The 17,341-nt window shown below is 68.4% G+C and carries 12 protein-coding genes; 1 reads left to right on the plus strand and 11 read right to left on the minus strand.

Annotated elements, in window-relative coordinates; all coding sequences use genetic code 11:
* Positions 1-33 precede the first annotated feature (33 nt).
* The 4 genes from KQY30_RS12005 to KQY30_RS12020 form a co-directional block, all read right to left on the minus strand.
* Positions 34-975 carry an ABC transporter permease gene (locus KQY30_RS12005; protein ID WP_217306811.1) on the minus strand — a complete coding sequence of 314 codons (942 nt, stop codon included), beginning with the start codon at positions 973-975 and terminating at the stop codon, positions 34-36.
* Complete coding sequence (locus KQY30_RS12010; RefSeq protein ID WP_217306812.1) at positions 968-1,891, minus strand: ABC transporter permease; 924 nt, start codon at positions 1,889-1,891, stop codon at positions 968-970. The genes KQY30_RS12005 and KQY30_RS12010 overlap by 8 nt, the downstream gene beginning before the upstream one ends.
* Positions 1,892-1,895: 4 nt before the next feature.
* The gene (locus KQY30_RS12015) at positions 1,896-3,545 is read right to left on the minus strand and encodes an ABC transporter substrate-binding protein (protein ID WP_217306813.1); all 1,650 of its coding nucleotides are present in this window, start codon (positions 3,543-3,545) and stop codon (positions 1,896-1,898) included.
* Between the two features lie 97 nt (positions 3,546-3,642).
* Positions 3,643-4,572, minus strand: a complete 930-nt coding sequence (locus tag KQY30_RS12020) for a GNAT family N-acetyltransferase (RefSeq protein WP_217306814.1) — start codon at positions 4,570-4,572, stop codon at positions 3,643-3,645.
* 136 nt (positions 4,573-4,708) lie between these two features.
* Between KQY30_RS12020 and KQY30_RS12025 the strand changes: the two genes are divergently transcribed.
* Positions 4,709-5,467, plus strand: a complete 759-nt coding sequence (locus KQY30_RS12025; RefSeq protein WP_217306815.1) for a nucleotidyltransferase domain-containing protein — start codon at positions 4,709-4,711, stop codon at positions 5,465-5,467.
* An 86-nt stretch (positions 5,468-5,553) separates the two neighbouring features.
* Here the strand turns inward: KQY30_RS12025 and KQY30_RS12030 are convergent, their stop codons facing one another.
* From KQY30_RS12030 to KQY30_RS12060, 7 genes are all read right to left on the minus strand, one after another.
* Entirely contained in the window at positions 5,554-6,687 is a 1,134-nt protein-coding gene (locus KQY30_RS12030) for an ABC transporter ATP-binding protein (RefSeq protein WP_217306816.1), read from the minus strand.
* A 25-nt stretch (positions 6,688-6,712) separates the two neighbouring features.
* The gene (locus KQY30_RS12035) at positions 6,713-7,774 is read right to left on the minus strand and encodes an ABC transporter ATP-binding protein (RefSeq protein WP_217306817.1); all 1,062 of its coding nucleotides are present in this window, start codon (positions 7,772-7,774) and stop codon (positions 6,713-6,715) included.
* Positions 7,775-7,784: 10 nt separating this feature from the next.
* On the minus strand, positions 7,785-8,762 hold the full coding sequence (locus KQY30_RS12040) for an ABC transporter permease (protein WP_217306818.1): 978 nt from the start codon (positions 8,760-8,762) through the stop codon (positions 7,785-7,787).
* 113 nt (positions 8,763-8,875) lie between these two features.
* On the minus strand, positions 8,876-10,675 hold the full coding sequence (locus KQY30_RS12045; RefSeq protein ID WP_217306819.1) for an ABC transporter substrate-binding protein: 1,800 nt from the start codon (positions 10,673-10,675) through the stop codon (positions 8,876-8,878).
* Positions 10,676-10,773: 98 nt separating this feature from the next.
* Positions 10,774-11,805 (minus strand): ABC transporter permease, encoded by a 1,032-nt coding sequence (locus tag KQY30_RS12050; RefSeq protein WP_217306820.1) that lies wholly within the window; start codon positions 11,803-11,805, stop codon positions 10,774-10,776.
* Positions 11,806-12,388: 583 nt separating this feature from the next.
* Positions 12,389-14,263, minus strand: a complete 1,875-nt coding sequence (typA, locus tag KQY30_RS12055; protein ID WP_217306821.1) for a translational GTPase TypA — start codon at positions 14,261-14,263, stop codon at positions 12,389-12,391.
* Positions 14,264-14,570: 307 nt separating this feature from the next.
* A complete protein-coding gene (locus KQY30_RS12060; RefSeq protein WP_217306822.1) occupies positions 14,571-17,099 on the minus strand; it encodes an ABC transporter family substrate-binding protein in 2,529 nt (842 codons plus the stop codon).
* Positions 17,100-17,341: the final 242 nt, after the last annotated feature.

The raw sequence follows: 17,341 nt of genomic DNA on the forward strand, positions 1-17,341 counted from the left end.
GGGCGTGTGTGGGGGGCGTGCGTCGGGCCGGATCTAGCGCAGCTTGGGGTCGAGGGCGTCGCGCACCGCGTCGCCGAGCATGATGAACGCGAGCACGGTGACCGCCAGCGCACCGGCCGGCCAGAGCAGCATGTGCGGGGAGTTGCGGATGTACGGCGAGGCGTCCGAGATGTCGATCCCCCAGGACACGGTCGGCGGTTTCAGCCCCACGCCGAGATACGAGAGGGTCGCCTCCAGCGCGATGAACGTACCCAGCGCGATGGTCGCCACGACGATCACCGGCGCGACGGCGTTGGGCAGGATGTGCCGGAGAAGGATGCGGGCGGGGGACGCGCCGAGCGCCCGCGCCGCCTGGACGTAGTCGTTCTGTCCGACGGTGATGACGGAGCCGCGGGCGATCCGGGAGATCTGCGGCCAGCCCAGCAGCACCATGAAGCCGATCACCGGCCAGACGGTCGAACTGCTCACCACGGACAGCAGCACCAGACCGCCGAGCACCACCGGGATCCCGAAGAACACATCGGTGATCCGGGAGAGCACCGCGTCCCAGGCCCCGCCGAAGAAGCCCGCCAGGGCGCCCAGCACGGAACCGGTGACCGCGACCCCGAGGGTGGCGAGCACGCCGACGACGACCGAGGTCCTGGCGCCGTGGACGGTACGCGTATAGACGTCGCAGCCCTGCCCGTTGAAGCCGAAGGGATGGCCGGGCCTGGCCCCCTCCTGGGCCAGCGCGAGATCGCAGGAGAGCGGGTTGCGGCTCGCGATCAGGGACGGCCAGACGGCGATGGCCACCAGGAAGAGGATCACCAGCGCCGAGACGACGAAGACGGGGTTCCGGCGCAGATCGTGCCAGGCGTCGGACCAGAGGCCGCGCGGCTTCCGGACGGTGGAGGCACCGCCGCCGGGGTGCGGCAGTGGTGCCTCCAGGGTGGCGACTACGGCTCCGGCCGGGCAGGCGCGCTGGGGCTCAGGCATACCGGATCCTCGGGTCGAGTACGGCGTACAGGAGGTCGACCAGCAGATTCGCCAGCAGGAAGACAATGATCAGGACGGTGACGAAGCCGACGACGGTCTGGGTGTTCTGCCGGAGAATGCCTTGGTAGAGCTGGAATCCGACCCCGTGGATATTGAAGATCCGCTCGGTGACGATGGCGCCGCCCATCAGCGCGCCGATGTCCGTACCGATGAAGGTGACCACCGGGATCAGCGAGTTGCGCAGCAGATGCCGGGTGATCACGCGGTGCCGGGGCAGGCCCTTGGCGACGGCCGTACGGACATAGTCGGCGCGGGCGTTCTCGGCGATCGAGGTCCGGGTCAGCCGGGTGACGTAGGCCAGCGAGACCGAGGCCAGCACCAGCCCCGGCAGCAGCAGTTCGTCCAGTGGCGCTGTGAAGGAGACCGACGGCTGGACGAGCTTCCACGTCACACCGAACACGAGCTGCGCCAGCAGACCGGTCACAAAGGTCGGTACGGCGATGACGACCAGGGTCAGCAGCAGTACGGAGGTGTCGACCGGGCGGCCCCTGCGCAGCCCCATGACCACACCGAGCGCGACCCCGATGACGACTTCGAAGACGACGGCCACGAGGGTGAGCCGAATGGTGACCGGGAAGGCCGACGCCATCAGGTCGATGACCTTCTGCCCGTTGAAGGCGGTCCCGAAGTCCCCCGTGAACACATGCGCCATGTACGTCGCGTACTGCTGCCACACCGGCTTGTCGAGGCCGAACTCCTGGCGCAGCCGGCCCTCGGTCGCCGGGTCGCACTGCCGCTCGCCGCACAGCCCCGCGACCGGGTCGCCCATCACATGGACCATCAGGAAGACCAGCAGGGTGGCACCGGCGAAGACCGGGATCATCTGGAGCAGGCGGCGGACCGCGTAACGTCCCATGGGGTCAGGCGACCTCGATCCGGTCGTAGACCGGGACGCTGAAGGGGTTCAGCTCCACGTGCGAGAGCCGGGCCGTGTATCCCGCGCTGCCGTTCTGGTACCAGAGCGGGATGGCCGCCATCTGGTCCCGTACGACCGCTTCGGCCCGCTGGAACGTACGGACCGCCGTCGCCATGTCCGTATCGGCGTTGGCCTCGTTGACCAGCCGATCGAACCGGGCGTCGCTCCATTTGCCGTCGTTGGACGAGGCGTTGGTGTAGTAGAGCGGCTGGAGGAAGTTCTGGATCAGCGGATAGTCCATCTGCCAGCCCGCCCGGAAGGGGCCGGTCAGCTTCTTCCTGCCGATCCGGTCGCGGAAGTCGGCGAAGGTGCCGACCGGGCTGCCGGCACACGACTTGTCGTTGCCCAGGGTGTTGTTGACGCTGTTGCAGACCGCGTCGACCCACTGCTTGTGGGAGCCGGTGTCGGCGTTGTACGTGATGGTGAGCCGGCCGCCGGGGATGCCGCCGCCCTCCGCGACCAGCTTCTTCGCCGCGGCCGGGTCGAAGTGGCAGGCTTTGCCGCAGAGTCCGGCCTTGTGGCCGCCGTCCGTGCCGAGGACCGGGGAGGTCCAGTCGGTGGCGGGGGTGCGGGTGCCGCGGAAGATCGTCTCGGTGATCTGACGGCGGTTGATGGCCATGGAGAGTCCGGTGCGGACCTTGACGGCGCCCGGGGTGTTCCAGGCCGGGTCGTAGTAGGGGAAGGCGAGGGTCTGGAGGATGCCGGCGGGGCTGTTGATGTAGCGGCCTTCGAGGTCGGCCTTCGCGTTCTTGAGCTGCGCGGCGGGGACGTCGTCGAGGAGGTCGAGATTGCCGGAGACCAGATCGGTGTAGGCGGTGTTGTTGTCCGTGTAGACCCGGAGGTCCACACCGCCGTTGCGGGCCTTGTCGCTGCCCGGATAGCCCTTCCAGGTGCGCAGCGACATCTGGGCGCCACGGGTGTAGTCCAGGACGGCGTACGGGCCGTTGCCGACCGGCTTGGCGAGCCAGTCGGCGTGGTGGTCGAAGAAGGCCCGGGGCAGGGGTGCGAAGGCGGCGTAGCCGAGGGTGTCGGGCCAGGTGGAGAAGCGCTGGGAGAGGGTGACGGTGAAGGTGCGCGGTCCGGTGACCCGGAGACCGGACAGGGTGTCGGCGGTGGGGCTGCCCGAGACGGGGTGGACCTGGTCGTACCCCTCGATGTACTCGAAGAAGTAGGCGTTCTTCTGGTTGTTCTTGAGGTGCGCGCCGTAGTTCCAGGCGTCCACGAACGACTTCGCGGTGACCTTCTCGCCGTTGCTGAAGGTCCAGCCGTCCCGGACGGTGACGGTGAAGTGCGTCGAGTCGGTGGTGTCGATGCGCTCGGCGAGGACATCGCGCGCCTCGCCGGTCTTCGGGTCGTACCGCTTGAGGCCCCGGAAGATCATGTCGAGGACCTTGCCGCCCTGGACCTCATTGGTGTTGGCCGGTTCGAGGGGGTTCTGCGGGTCGCCCCAGGAGGAGGAGAGGACTCCGTCGGGGCCGCCGGCGGGGACGGCGCCTCCGCCGCAGGCCGTCGCGGTGGGGACGACGGCGAGGGCGACGGCGAGGGGGACGGTCACCGCGCGGGCGGTGCGCTTGGCGTGTGCGGCGGGGCGCATCCCAGGGTGCCTCCTCGTCGGGCGGGTCCTCCGTGCCCCCCAATACACCCCAGGTGTTGATCTTCCGCACGCCGTGACGGCTGTACGGGCGTGCCCGTCAGACCGGGAGTGTGACCTCCCAGGTGTCGACCGAGTAATGCAGGGTCATGCCATGGGCCTCGTACAGCCGCAGCGCGCCCGTGGCGTTCCGGGTGTCCACCCCGAGACCGACCTCGTCGCGGCCGAGACCGGCGAAGACCGCGAAGGCGTGGCGGAGCAGATACCCCCCGAGCCCCCGGCCACGGGCCTCCTTGACCACCCCGACATTGCCGATCCAGCCCTGTGCCTCGCGGTCGTTGCGGCTGACCAGCAGACCGGCGTCGCCCAGCCCCTCGACGGCGGCGATCCAGACCAGCGACCAGTCGAACCGCTCGGGGTCCAGATCGGCCAGCCACTTCTCGTACGTCCGCGGCTGGTGGTCGAAGTGCTCGGCGAAGGTGCGCTCCATCAGCTCGTGCGCCCGCCTGCGGTCGTCCTCGGCGGTGCACGCCCGCAGGGTCACGCCCTGTGGCGGTACGGGCGGCGGGCAGGTGGCCTCGGAGACCTCGCGGGCCATCACCTGGTAGCGGCGTACGCGCTGCCAGCCGCGGTCCAGGATGACCGCGGTGTCCAGGGTGGGGTCGATATTGAGATGGAGATGCACGACGGCCCGCCCGGCGCCGTTGCCGCGGGCGCGCTCGGCGGCACGCGCCTCCATCAGCTCGAACATCCGGACCGCGGCGGTGTCCCGGCCCGGCAGCACATAGTGGTCGATGTCGACGCGCTCGGCGCCGGAGTCGTCCCAGAGCAGTCCGTACCCCACCAGTTCGCCGTCCTCGTGGGCGAGCCAGGAGTCACGCGCGAGGTCCGCCTCGGGGTGCCTGAGGTCGGCCGTCACCTGGTGCAGTTCGGTCTCGGGCCGGCCGATCTCGATGGTGTCGATGACATTGAGGAGATCGCGGATGGCGGGGGCGTCGTCGAGGGCGGCGGGGCGTATGGAAAGGGGCATACGGCCACTGTCGGCCGGGCCCGGACCGCCGTGCAACGGCTTTTCCGCGGTGCCGGTACGGCGCCGGACCGGAGGCGGTACGGAATCGGGGGCGTACGGGGACGGCGGTACGGGGCGGTGTGCGAGGGTGAGCGGCATGGAGGACACCGAGGTGACGCGCCTGCTGACCCGCTTCGCCGACGGAATGAGCGCCGTGGCGCCCCCGGCGGCGCTCTGGGCGCATGGCTCACTGGCGCTGGGGGATTTCCGGCCCGGCAGGAGCGATCTGGATCTGGTGGCGCTGACGGACGCCCCGCTCACTCCCGTACAGGAGGAGCGGCTGCGCGATCTGCACCGGCGGATCGTCGCCGAGGAGCCGTTGGGCGGCTCGCTGCACTGCACCTATCTGCCGCTGCCCGCGGTGGCGGACACCACGCGGCCGCATCCGACCTGGGCGCTGGGCGAGTGGTTCGAACGGCCGGTGACTCCGGTGGCCCGGCGCGAACTGGAGCTGGGAGCCCGCGTGTTGAGCGGTCCGCCGCCGGCCGGGCTGGTCCCGCCGGTGAGCGACACGGAGCTGGTGGAGTTCATCCGGGACGAGCTGCGCGGTTACTGGCTTCCCGTCACCGCCAAGCGCGAGCTGTGGGGCCGTGACATCTGGGTCGACGCGGGCATGCTGACCTTCGCGCGGGCGTCGGTGACCCTGCGGGAGGGGCGGCTCGTCACCAAGCGCGAGGCCCTCGACGAGCTGCGCGCGCAGGGCGCGCCGGCCGGGGTCACCGAGGACATCCACCGCCGCAGATACGGTCCGCCGCGGGAAATGCCCATCGCCGACGACTGGCTCGTGCAACGCGGCGAACTGGCACGGGAGTTCGTCAGGCAGGGCATCGAAAGAGCGCTCGGCCCGGCCGGCTGAGCCGACCGATCCGAAAGGCAGAGGCCCGCGCCGAGGAAGTCCTCGTACGCGGGCCTCACACCGTCTCAGCGAGATGCCGCGGAAGCTCACGCCTCGTCGGACAGCTCCTTCTCCATCGCCACCAGCGCCGGGTCCAGTACGACGTCCTCGTCCCGCGCCTCGGTCGTCGGCTCCTCCGGGAAGTGGCACGCCGTCAGATGTCCCTCGCGGTTGCCGGCGATCTGGAGCAGCGGCGGCTCCTCCGTCGCGCACTTGTCCTGCGCCTTCCAGCAGCGCGTACGGAACCGGCAGCCGGACGGCGGCATGATCGGCGAGGGCACGTCACCGGCGAGCCGGATCCGCTCCTTGCGGTCCACGTCGAGATCCGCCTCGGGCACCGCCGAGAGCAGGGCGTGGGTGTACGGGTGGCGGGGCCGCTCGTACAGCGAGTCGCGGTCCGCGACCTCCACCACCTTGCCCAGGTACATCACCGCGACCCGCTGCGAGAAGTGCCGCACGATCGCCAGGTCGTGGGCGATGAAGACAAAGGCGATACCGAGATCGCGCTGGAGGTCCTGGAGCAGATTGACGACCTGCGCCTGGATGGAGACGTCCAGCGCGGAGACCGGCTCGTCCGCGATGATCAGCTTGGGCTGCAGCGCGAGCGCGCGCGCCACACCGATGCGCTGGCGCTGGCCGCCGGAGAACTCGTGCGGGAAGCGGTTGAAGTGCTCCGGGTTGAGACCGACGGTCTCCAGCAGCTCCCGCACCCGGGCCTCACGGCCGCCGGGCGGGTTGATGCCGTTGATCTCCATCGGGCTGGAGATGATCGTGCCGACCGTCTGCCGCGGGTTGAGCGAGGCGTACGGGTCCTGGAAGATCATCTGGATCTCGGACCTGATCGGCGCGAGCTGCTTGCGGTTGGCGCGGGTGATGTCCCGGCCGTTGTACGTGATGGTGCCGCCGGTCGGCTCCATCAGCCGGGTGAGCAGCCGGCCCGTGGTCGACTTGCCGCAGCCCGACTCGCCGACGAGGCCGAGGCTCTCGCCGGGGTAGACGCTCAGGTCCACACCGTCGACGGCCTGGACCGCGCCGACCTTCCGCTTGATGGGGAAGCCGCCGTAGATCGGGAAGTGTTTGGTCAGGCCCTTCGCTTCGAGCAGCGGCTCGCCCGACGGGACGGGGTCACGGCGCGGGGTCGCCGCGTCCGTGACGGGGGTGGTCGTGTTGTTCTCACTCATGGTCATAGCCCCAGTTGCCGGTACATCAGCCCAGCCGGGGCTGAATCTTCTCGATGAAAACCTGCTGCTTGCGGTCCGCCGGAAGGTGGCAGGCCGCGCCGCGCCCGTCCGGGAGCAGCGGGCGCTCGTGGGTGCACAGGCCGCCGTCCACCAGCTCGGCGTAGGCACAGCGCGGGTGGAACGCACAGCCGGACGGCGGGTTCAGCAGGCTGGGCGGGCTGCCGGGAATCGGCTGGAGCTGCTCGCCCACATTGGACGAGAGACGCGGCATCGAGCTGAGCAGGCCCCAGGTGTAGGGGTGCTGCGGCTGCTTGAGCACCTCGCGCACGGAGCCGCGCTCGACGGCGCGCCCCGCGTACATCACCAGCAGATCGTCCACGAAATTGGCGACGACGCCCAGGTCATGGGTGATCAGGATGATCGCGGAGCCGAACTCCTGCTGGAGGTCCTTGAGCAGATCGAGGATCTGCGCCTGGACGGTGACGTCCAGGGCGGTGGTCGGCTCGTCGGCGATCAGCAGTTCCGGGTTGCACACCAGCGACATGGCGATCATCGCGCGCTGGCGCATACCGCCGGAGAACTGGTGGGGGTAGTCGTCCACGCGGTTCTTCGGGTCCGGGATGCCGACCTTGCCCAGCATCTCGATCGCCCGTGCGCGGGCCTCCTTCTTGGAGGCGCCGGTGTGCTTCATGTACGGCTCGGAGATCTGCCGGCCGACGGTGTAGTACGGCGAGAGGGCGGTCAGCGCGTCCTGGAAGATCATCGCCATCTTGTTGCCGCGGAGCGCTTCGAGCTGCCTGCCCGAGACATCCGTGAGGTCCTGCCCGTCCAGCAGGATCTCGCCCGAGACGGTCGTCGACTGCGGGTTGTGCAGCCCCAGGATGGACAGGTTGGTCACCGACTTGCCGGAGCCCGACTCGCCGACGATACCGAGCGTCTTGCCGCGCTCCAGGTCGAAGGAGAGTCCGTTCACGGCCTTGACGACGCCGTCCTCGGTGGAGAAGTGGACACGCAGATCGCGCACCGAAAGGAACGGGTCCGCCGCGTTCGGGGCCGGGGTTTCCTCGGTCTTGGTGAGTGTGGTCACGGTCGTTCTCCTAGGACAGGCGTACGCGCGGGTCGATAAGGGCGTACATGGCGTCCACGATGACATTGAACAGAAGGATGAAGGCGGCGCTGAAGACCATGACGCCCATGGTCAGCGGCAGGTCCTTGTCCCGTACGGAGTCGACGGCGAGCCTGCCGATACCGGGCAGTCCGAAGGTGAACTCGGTGACGATGGCGCCTCCGAAGAGGGCGCCGAGGTCCATGCCGAGGATGGTGACGATGGGGATGAGCGAACCGCGCCAGGCGTAGCGGAAGAAGACATAGCTGCGGCTCATGCCCTTGGCACGGGCCGCTCTGACATGTTCTTCCTGAAGCTGTTCGATCATGGTCGACCGGGACATACGCGTGTAGTTGGCCGTGAAGATCACCGAGATCACCAGCCAGGGGATCAGCAGCCCCATGAACCAGCCGGTGACGCTCTCGCTGATCGGGACCCACTTGGGCTTGTCCAGCCAGCCGGTGCTGTAGACGAACAGGCCGAGCACGACCGGGCCGAGGAAGTAGATCTGGAGGGAGCTGAGCACCAGTGAGGCCGAGCTGAACACCTTGTCGGTCGCGGTGCCCTTCTTCGCCGCGGCGATCATGCCCGCGCCCAGGCCCACGATCAGGAAGACGATGAGTCCGCCGACCGAGAGGGAGAGCGTCAGCGGGAACCGGTCGAGGATGGTGTCCCACACGTTCTGCTGGTTGGCGAACGAGATACCGAAGCAGGGAGCCGGGCAGTGGCCGACGGCGAAGTCCCGGCCGGCGAAGATGCCGACCATGAAGTCCCAGAACTGTACGGGCACCGGCTTGTCGAGGCCGAGGTTCTGATGGATGACCGCCAGGGCGTCCGGAGTGCAGTTCTTGCCACACGCGAGCAGGGCGGGGTCCTGCGGGATCGCGAAGAACATGAAGAACGTGACGGCACTGATCAGGAAAAGGGTCAGGACTGCGCCGAACGCCCGGCGAATGAGGAATTGAAGCATGGCAGGTCGCTGCTCTCAGGACGGCGGCTGTGAGGGGGCCGAGAGATGGAATCGGCGGACCGGAGGTGCGCACTCCGCCGGGTGCGCACCTCCGGGTCCGGCCTTCACACTGATTACTTCTTCAGGAAGATGCGCGTCACGTCGACGTAGCTGGAGTCCGTGGAGTACCGGATACCGCCGACGTTGGAGCCGAAGATCTGGAACACCTTGGTGAAGTAGATCGGCGCCGCGGGGTTGATCCGCTCCACGATGTCGTGGTGCAGCGCGGTCCACGCCTTCTGGGCCTCGGCCGGGTCCGAGATCTTCAGGATGCGCTGGATCTCGGAGTTGACCTTGGGGTCGTTGATGTGCGAGTAGACCGAGGAGCCGTCCTGGATCTGCTTGCCGTCGTAGAGCGGCGGGATGACCGTGGAGGCGGACGGCCAGTCCTGGCCCCAGCCGGTCATGTAGAGGTCCAGGCCGTTGTCGACCTTGCCGACCTGCTCGTACCAGGTGGCGGAGTCGATCTCCTTCTTGACGACGTCAAGACCGATCGCCTTCAGACGGTCGGCGATGACGACGGCCTGCTGCTGGCGGACGGGGGTGTTGCCGTACGCGTAGACGACCTTCTGGCCCTCGGCGCCGGCTTCCTTGATGAGCGCCTTGGCCTTCTCGACGTCACCGTTCGGCTTCTTGAGCTTGCCGAAGGGGTCGTAGTTCTTCTCGTAGCCCGGGGTGGTCGGGGAGATCAGACCGGTCGCGGTCTCACCGCCGTACGCACCGCCGTCGAGCTTGTATATCTGGGCGCTCGGCAGGGCGTAGGTGATGGCGTCCCGGACCTTCTTGTCCTTCATCCGGTCCAGGTTGAAGTTGAGCTGCCACACGTACGGGGCGTAGCCCTGGATCGTGCGCTTCATCGCCTCGGCGTCGTTGACGACGTTGCGGACCTGGTTGGTGGAGACCTGGCCGGTGAACATCACGGCGTTCTTGGCCTCGCCGCGGTCGGCCAGGATGGTCTTGGTCTGGTCGTCGTCGTCGTGGTTGTACTGGATGTTGAAGCCGTCGACGTACTGGTGACGGACCGAGTCGGTCTTCGGGTCCCAGTTCTCGTTCTTGACGAGCGTCATCGACTTGCCCGGCTTGAAGTCCGCGATCTTGTACGGGCCGGTCGCGACCGGAGCCGTGTCGTACTTCTCCTTGGTGTCCGTCTTGGCGGGCACCAGGGAGTAGCCGGGCATCGCGAGCGCCTGCGGCAGGTCGGGGTGGGCTTCCTTGAACTTGAAGACGACCGTCTTGGCGTCCGGGGTCGCCAGGACCGAGTCGGGCAGGTGCTTGCCCTTGTACGGTCCGTCCGGCAGCGCCTTGCGGTAGGTGGTGCCCGCGCCGGAGAGCCACGCCTGAACGTAGGTCGGGCCGTCCGTGATGAACGGGGCGTAGAGACGCTCGATGCTGTGGCGGACGTCGGCCGAGGTGATGGCGTTGCCGTTCTGGTCCTTCAGCCCGTCCTTGAGGGTGAAGGTCCAGCTCTTGCCGCCGTCGGTCGTCTTGCCGGAGTCGGTGGCCAGGTCGCCGACGAGGGTCAGCCGGCCGTTGTCGTCCTCCGCGTACTGCGTCAGACCGCGCTGGATCAGACGGTCCAGCAGCTTCCCGTCCGAGACATAGGTCTGACCCGGGTCCAGGTGGGAGAAGTCGGAGTCCTGGTAGACCGTCGCCGTGCCGCCGGCCCTGGCACCGGGGACCTCGGGCGCCGGGCCCGTGGAGGCCGCCGCGTCACCGAAGATGACCGCCTGCGACTGCTTGGCGGCATCCTCCTGGGTCTTGCTCTTGTCCTTGGTCCCGCTGTCGCTGTTGCCGCCGCAGGCGGTCAGCGCCAGTGAGCCGGCCGCCAGGGCGACGACGACAGCGCGTGTCTTGCGCGTGCCAAAGATGCTCATGGTGATGAGTACCTATCTGTCAGTAGTGATCCAACTGTGCTGCCTGGCGCATCCGGTCTGGACCGGCGCCCGGGTGGCAGCAGCCCCTCGGCTGAACGTCAGCGTCCGGACTTCGGGTCGAAGGCGTCTCGAACCGAGTCGCCGAGAAGGTTGAACGCCACGACGAAGATGACCATGGCGACACCCGGGAAGATCATGTAGGCCGGGTCCTGCTCGTAGATGCCCGCACCGGTCGCGAACATCCGGCCCCAGTCGGGGGTGGGTTCGACGAAGCCGACACCCACATAGGAGAGGAAGGCCACCGAGAGGATCGTGGACGGGAGCTGCAGGGTGGCCTGCACCAGGATCGGTGTGACCAGGTTGGGCAGCAGTTCCTTGCGGATGATGCGCCAGGGCGAAGCACCCGCGATCTTGGCGGCCTCCACGAACTCCCGCTCACGCAGGGAGAGGGTGGCGGCGCGGATCAGCCGGGAGAGCCCCATCCAGCCGAGGAACGACAGCACCGCGACGATGGCACCGGCGCGAAGAGCGGTGGGGGTCTCCTCGTCCGGACGGACAAAGGCCGCCACCACCACCGGCATGGAGGCGATGAAGAAGAGCTGGCTGGGGAAGCCCAGCAGGAAGTCGGTCAGCCGGCCGAGCCAGTAGTCGACCTTCCCGCCGAAGTAGCCGCCGACGAGCCCGATCAGCACACCCACGATGACGATCAGGACGGTCGCGGCCAGCGCGGTGTAGATCGACGTGCGCATGCCGTAGATGAGCTGCATGAACACATCGCGGCCGAGGTTGGGCTCGATACCGAACCAGTGGTCGGCCGACATACCGCCGAAGGTGCCGGTCGGCATGTTGAACTCGTCGAGCAGGTCAAGGCTGTCCTGCCCGTAGAGGGTGTAAGGGTCCTTGCCGTACAGCATCTTGATCACGGGCGCGAGCAGCGCGATCGCGAAGAAGAAGATGACGATGACGGCGGAGACGACCCCGGTACGGTCACGCTTGAAGCGGCGCCACATCAACTGGCCGGGCGACAGCCCGGCGAGCGTCTTGGCCTCCTGGGTCCCGTCCTTCGACACGTCGGGCGTGCCGGGGGCGGTGGACGACGAGGCGTCCTCGGTCTGTACTGGACTTGTCACGATCGCTCTTCCCCCGTGGGGATCACAACCGCGCGCCCGACCCATTCGGTGCTTATGGCACCACGCATGGGGTCCTCCTCATGAGTCCACTTGTCACTACAAGAAGGGCACTGTCTACGCGCGCTGACACCCCTGACAGCACGCGTTGGTAGTACCCCGAGTGTGCTCGTGAGTCGACGCTCCCCATAGCGCTTGACCCATTGACCCGAGCTCAATGGCCAACTATTAAGTACGACCGGGCCGTAAACCACACTTAAAGGGTCTCGTTTTGGCAACATCGACACCCCCCGTCCGCCCGAAATCCGGACAAAGTTATCCCAGGCAGACACCCGCGAAACGGACCGTTAACACACCATCCGGTGAGCACCCACCGATAATCGGACGCGATCCGCAAAAACGGACTTGACGTCAAGGCGGCCGGACATGGTGAAGGCGGCCGGATGTGTCCGCGGCCGTGACCTGCCAGAACCGGACAAAGGCCCCTCCGTCCCGGCGGGGTGACGAAGGCCGCACAGCCCAACGGCCCGGCCCCCGCGATGATCCGCGGGGGCCGGGCCGTTCATGCGCTGTGCTCGGCGGGGCGTCAGCCGTGCTTGGCGCGGGAGGCGGCGCGACCGCGCTCCTTCTGGTCCAGGACGACCTTGCGGATGCGTACCGTCTCCGGGGTCACCTCGATGCACTCGTCGTCCCGGCAGAATTCCAGGGACTGCTCCAGCGAGAGTTTCCGCGGCGGCACCACATTCTCGGTGGAGTCCGCGGAGGCGGCCCGCATATTGGTGAGTTTCTTCTCCTTGGTGATATTCACGTCCATGTCGTCGGAGCGCGAGTTCTCACCGATGATCATGCCTTCGTAGACCTCGGTGCCGGCCTCGGTGAAGATGACCCCGCGCTCCTGGAGGTTGATCATCGCGAAGGGCGTGACCGTACCGGCGCGGTCCGCGACGAGCGAGCCGTTGTTACGGGTGCGCAGCTCGCCGAACCACGGCTCGTGGCCCTCGAAGATCGAGTGGGCGATACCAGTGCCGCGGGTCTGGGTCAGGAACTCCGTACGGAAGCCGATCAGGCCGCGGGAAGGAACGATCCACTCCATGCGGATCCAGCCCGAGCCATGGTTGGTCATGGTCTCCATACGGCCCTTGCGGGTGGCCATGAGCTGGGTGATGGCGCCGAGGTGCTCCTCGGGGGAGTCGATCGTCATGCGCTCGATCGGCTCGTGCGTCTTGCCGTCGACCTGCTTGGTGACCACCTCGGGCTTGCCGACGGTCAGCTCGAAGCCCTCCCGGCGCATCTGCTCGACCAGGATGGCCAGCGCCAGCTCACCGCGGCCCTGCACCTCCCAGGCGTCGGGGCGCTCGGTGTCCAGGACCCGCAGCGAGACATTGCCGATCAGCTCGCGGTCGAGGCGGTCCTTGACCTGGCGGGCGGTGACCTTGTGGCCCTTGCCGCCCTTGCCGACCAGCGGCGAGGTGTTCGTACCGATGGTCATCGAGATCGCCGGCTCGTCGACCGTGATCAGCGGCAGCGCGATGGGGTTCTCGGTGTCGGCGAGGGTCTCGCCGATCATGATGTCCGGGATACCGGCGATGGCGCAGATGTCGCCGGGGCCCGCCTTCTCGGCCGGCTTGCGGGTGAGCGCCTCGGTCATCAGCAGCTCGGTGATCCGGACATTGGACTTGGAGCCGTCACGCTTGATCCAGGTGACGGTCTGGCCCTTCTTCAGCTCGCCCTGCTCGACCCGGCACAGGGCGATACGGCCGAGGAAGTTGTCGGCGTCCAGGTTGGTGACATGCGCCTGGAGCGGCGCGGACTCGTCGTACTCCGGAGCCGGGACATGCGACAGGATCGTGTGGAAGAACGGCTCCAGATTGGTGCTGTCGGCCGGCACCGTGCCGTCCTCGGGCTTGGTCAGCGAGGCGACCCCGTCCCGCGCGCAGGCGTAGACGATCGGGAACTCGATCTGCTCCTCGGTGGCGTCCAGGTCGAGGAAGAGGTCGTACGTCTCGTCGACGACCTCGGCGATCCGGGAGTCGGGGCGGTCCGTCTTGTTGATGCAGAGGATGACCGGCATCTTCGCCTGGAGCGCCTTGCGGAGCACGAAGCGGGTCTGCGGGAGCGGGCCCTCGGAGGCGTCGACGAGCAGCACGACCGCGTCGACCATGGAGAGACCGCGCTCGACCTCGCCGCCGAAGTCGGCGTGGCCGGGGGTGTCGATGATGTTGATGGTGATCGGGTCGCCGCCGGTCTTGGGGTGGTACTTCACGGCGGTGTTCTTGGCCAGGATCGTGATGCCCTTCTCACGCTCCAGGTCGTTCGAGTCCATCATCCGGTCGTCGAGTTGCTCGGCGGCGTGCGCGGCGAAGGCGCCGGCCTGCTTCAGCATGGCGTCGACCAGAGTGGTCTTGCCATGGTCGACGTGGGCGACGATGGCGACGTTACGGATGTCGTGGCGCGTGGGCATGCTGGCTGGCGCTTCTCTCGATCGTGGGATGCGGCGTTCTTTCCTCGTACGCCCGCCGGGCTGACACGCCACGGCTCGTCCCATGGTACGGGGCGGAGCTGTCATGGGGTTCCCGGCCCGATCGAAGAGGCCGGTTCCCGGAGTCGCCGGTGGTGCTGGGGGTGTGGAGCTGCCCGGGTCAGGGACGGATACGAGCTTGCCCGCCGGGCAGGCCGGCGGGCAAGCGAATTGATCGGGCGGTGGGCTGCCGCGGACAGGCTCACATGGGGCTTTTCCGCTGCTTCATGCTTCGCTCACCGTACTTTCGCTACTTCTTCTTGTCGTTGCCGCCGGAGTCCTCGGCCGCGGTGCCGCTGAAGCCGATGTCCTGGAAGCGGGGGGCCGCGAGTCCGAAGGCGCCGGCGTTCACCACCTCCGGCTTGGCGGCGACCAGTTCCGGCCGCTGGTAGAGGGGGATGGAGCCGGCGGCGGCCCAGATCCGGGCGTCGGCCTGCTTCAGCAGCTTGCGGTTGGCCTTCTCGTCGAGCTCGGCGACGGCACGGTTGAAGAGCTGGTCGATGTGGTCCGTACCGACACGGGTGTAGTTCTGCTCCACCAGCAGGGTCCCGTCGCTGGCGGGCACGGGCTTGGCGTAGATGGGGCGGCCGTCGGTGGCGGGGAAGGCGCTGGAGGGCCAGGAGTAGAGGGCCAGGTCGTAGTCGCCGGCGGCGATGTGGTCCTTGAAGTAGTTCGCGTCCGGCACCTTGGTGATCTCCGTCTTGATGCCGATGCGGTCGAGCATCCGCGCGATCCGCTCACCGACGGAGCGCAGCGCCTCGGAGCCCTCGCCCGAGGGCAGGACGAAGCGGAGGTTCAGCGGCTTGCCGTCCTTGCCGAGCGGGCCGCTGGGGGGCGCGGGGGAACCGGAGGGGGAGGGCGCGGCGGCCGTACCGCGCGGGGCGTACGCCCCGGCGGACCCGGGCTTGTCCTGGTTGTCCCGGGCGGCCCTCGCCTCCGGCCGCGCCGAGTCGTCGAGGACGGCGGCCTGGCGGAGCACGGTGAAGCCCTGGAAGGCGGCGGCGGGGGCCGGCGCGAGGATATGGGTGGCGGACTCGGGGCGGGGGGCGCGCTGGCCCGGCTTGCTGTCGTCGCCGACGATGAACTCGCCCTCGTCGGACGGGACGTCCTCGGCCTCGGCGTCCTCGGCGGAGGGTCCGGCCGAAGCGGAGCCACGGGGGCGGGGGCGCTTGTTGTCGCCCTCGGAGCCCTCCGCCGCGTTCTCGCGGTTCTCCTGGGCCTCCTGCCGCCTGGCCTCCTCCTCTTCCTTCTTCTGGAGTTCGAGCTGCTGGGCGTCGTACTTCCGCTCGTAGATCGACTTCTTCCTGGGCTTCTCCTCCTCTTCCTCCTCGTTCTCCTCCTCTTCCTCCTCGTCCGTGTCCGGCTTGACGGGCTTGCTGCCCGCCTTGGCGCCGTCCTTCTTCAGCGCGCCGCCCGGCACCCAGCCCGCGTCGGCCAGCAGCGCCCGCGCCTCCTGCGTGTCCTGCTTGCCGAGCGCCGCGCTGCTGTCCGCGTACGCCTCCTGGCCGACCAGCGCGAGATGGCTGCCGAGCGGTCTGGCGGGCAGCCCCAGCGGCTTGAGGACCACATCGGCCAGTTCCTGGCGGTCGAGCGCCCGGGCGACGGCACGCCGTACCCGCTCGTCGGCGAGCGGCCCCGACTCCCCGTTGAGGGCGAGCTGCGTGTAGGCGGGCTCCAGGGACTTGCGCACGACGAAGCCGTCGAGCGTCTTCTGCTCCTTGGCGTACCGGGCGATGGACGCGACCGTCCGTTCGCGCGCCTCCTGCGCCTCCTCGGCCACGTCCTCGTCGGAGCCGTGGGCCAGCGCCCAGGAACGGAGCGCGGAGGCCGGGGTGATCTTGGTGCCGGGGCCATGGGTGAGCTTCTGCCCGGTCGTCCCGGCGTCGCGGTCGCGGACCGCCAGGGCGATACGGTCCGCCGCGCTCTTGTCGATCTCGGCGAGGTCGAGCTTGCCGTCGGCGAGGGCCGACGCGCGTTTGCTGCGCGGGACGGCGCGCAGGACCAGCGAGTCGAGCTTGGCGGGCTCCCCCCACCAGCGGGCGCTGCGGACGAGGGTGACCTCCTTGCCCTTGCGGTCGACCTTCTTGACGCTGAAGGGCCCGGCCGTGGTCTTGAGGCTGGCCCTGGCCCCGTCGTTGAAGGAGTTGGGCTTGCCCGTCACATCCTTCGGATACAGGGGGGTGAAGAGGGACCTCCAGTCCGCGTACGGCTTGTTGAAGGTGACCCTGACCTCCAGGTCGTTGGCCCCGCGCTCGATCTTCTCGATCCGTTCGTACCCGGCGTTGCGCGCGGTCCAGTACGCGGAGTCCTTGCCGCTGAGCGCGCGCCACTGGGCGACGAAATCGGCTGCCCCGATCTCCCGGCCGTCGCTCCAGACCGCCTCCTGGTTGAGCTTGTAGAGGACGACCTGTTTGGGTTCGCGCTCGACCACCTTCGCGGATTCCAGGTAGTCCGGGTTGCGCTGGGGCCGGCCCCGTTTGTCGAGGGTGAAGAGGGAGGGCAGCACGGCGGCGGCGATCCGGGCGGTGGAGCCGTCCGCGTCGGCCTGGAAGACATTGAGCGTGGCGGGCATGGTGTCGATCGCCCAGCGCATGGATCCGCCCGCGGTGACATGGTCGCGGCCGGCGGGGGCGATGTCCGGAGCGGCGTCCGCGCTCGTGTCGTCGTCCGAGGTGCACGCGGACAGGCCGGGCAGGGCGAGCACACCGGTGGTGAGGAGCGCGAGGGAGCGGAGCGTCCGGGAGCATGTCCTCCCGCGTGGGGCGCCGACGTGGGACATGGCTTGTACCTCTTCGTCCTGTTTGTGGAATTTATAGATGATCACACCTATTGCCCACTCACTGAAGTGGAAAGCCGCGGAACCGGCCCGTCGACACGTCAACCCGGTGGCCAAACCCCACCCGCTCGGGCCAACCACTCGGCCGCGCGGGCGACCTCGTACCCGGTCTTGTGAAAGACAGGTGTGACGCGCGACACTCTCAGGCGCGTACAGAGAGCAGCCGTCCGAGGGTGACCACACGC

The organism is Streptomyces sp. GMY02 (genome assembly GCF_019056675.1).
Lineage (GTDB): Bacteria > Actinomycetota > Actinomycetes > Streptomycetales > Streptomycetaceae > Streptomyces > Streptomyces odonnellii.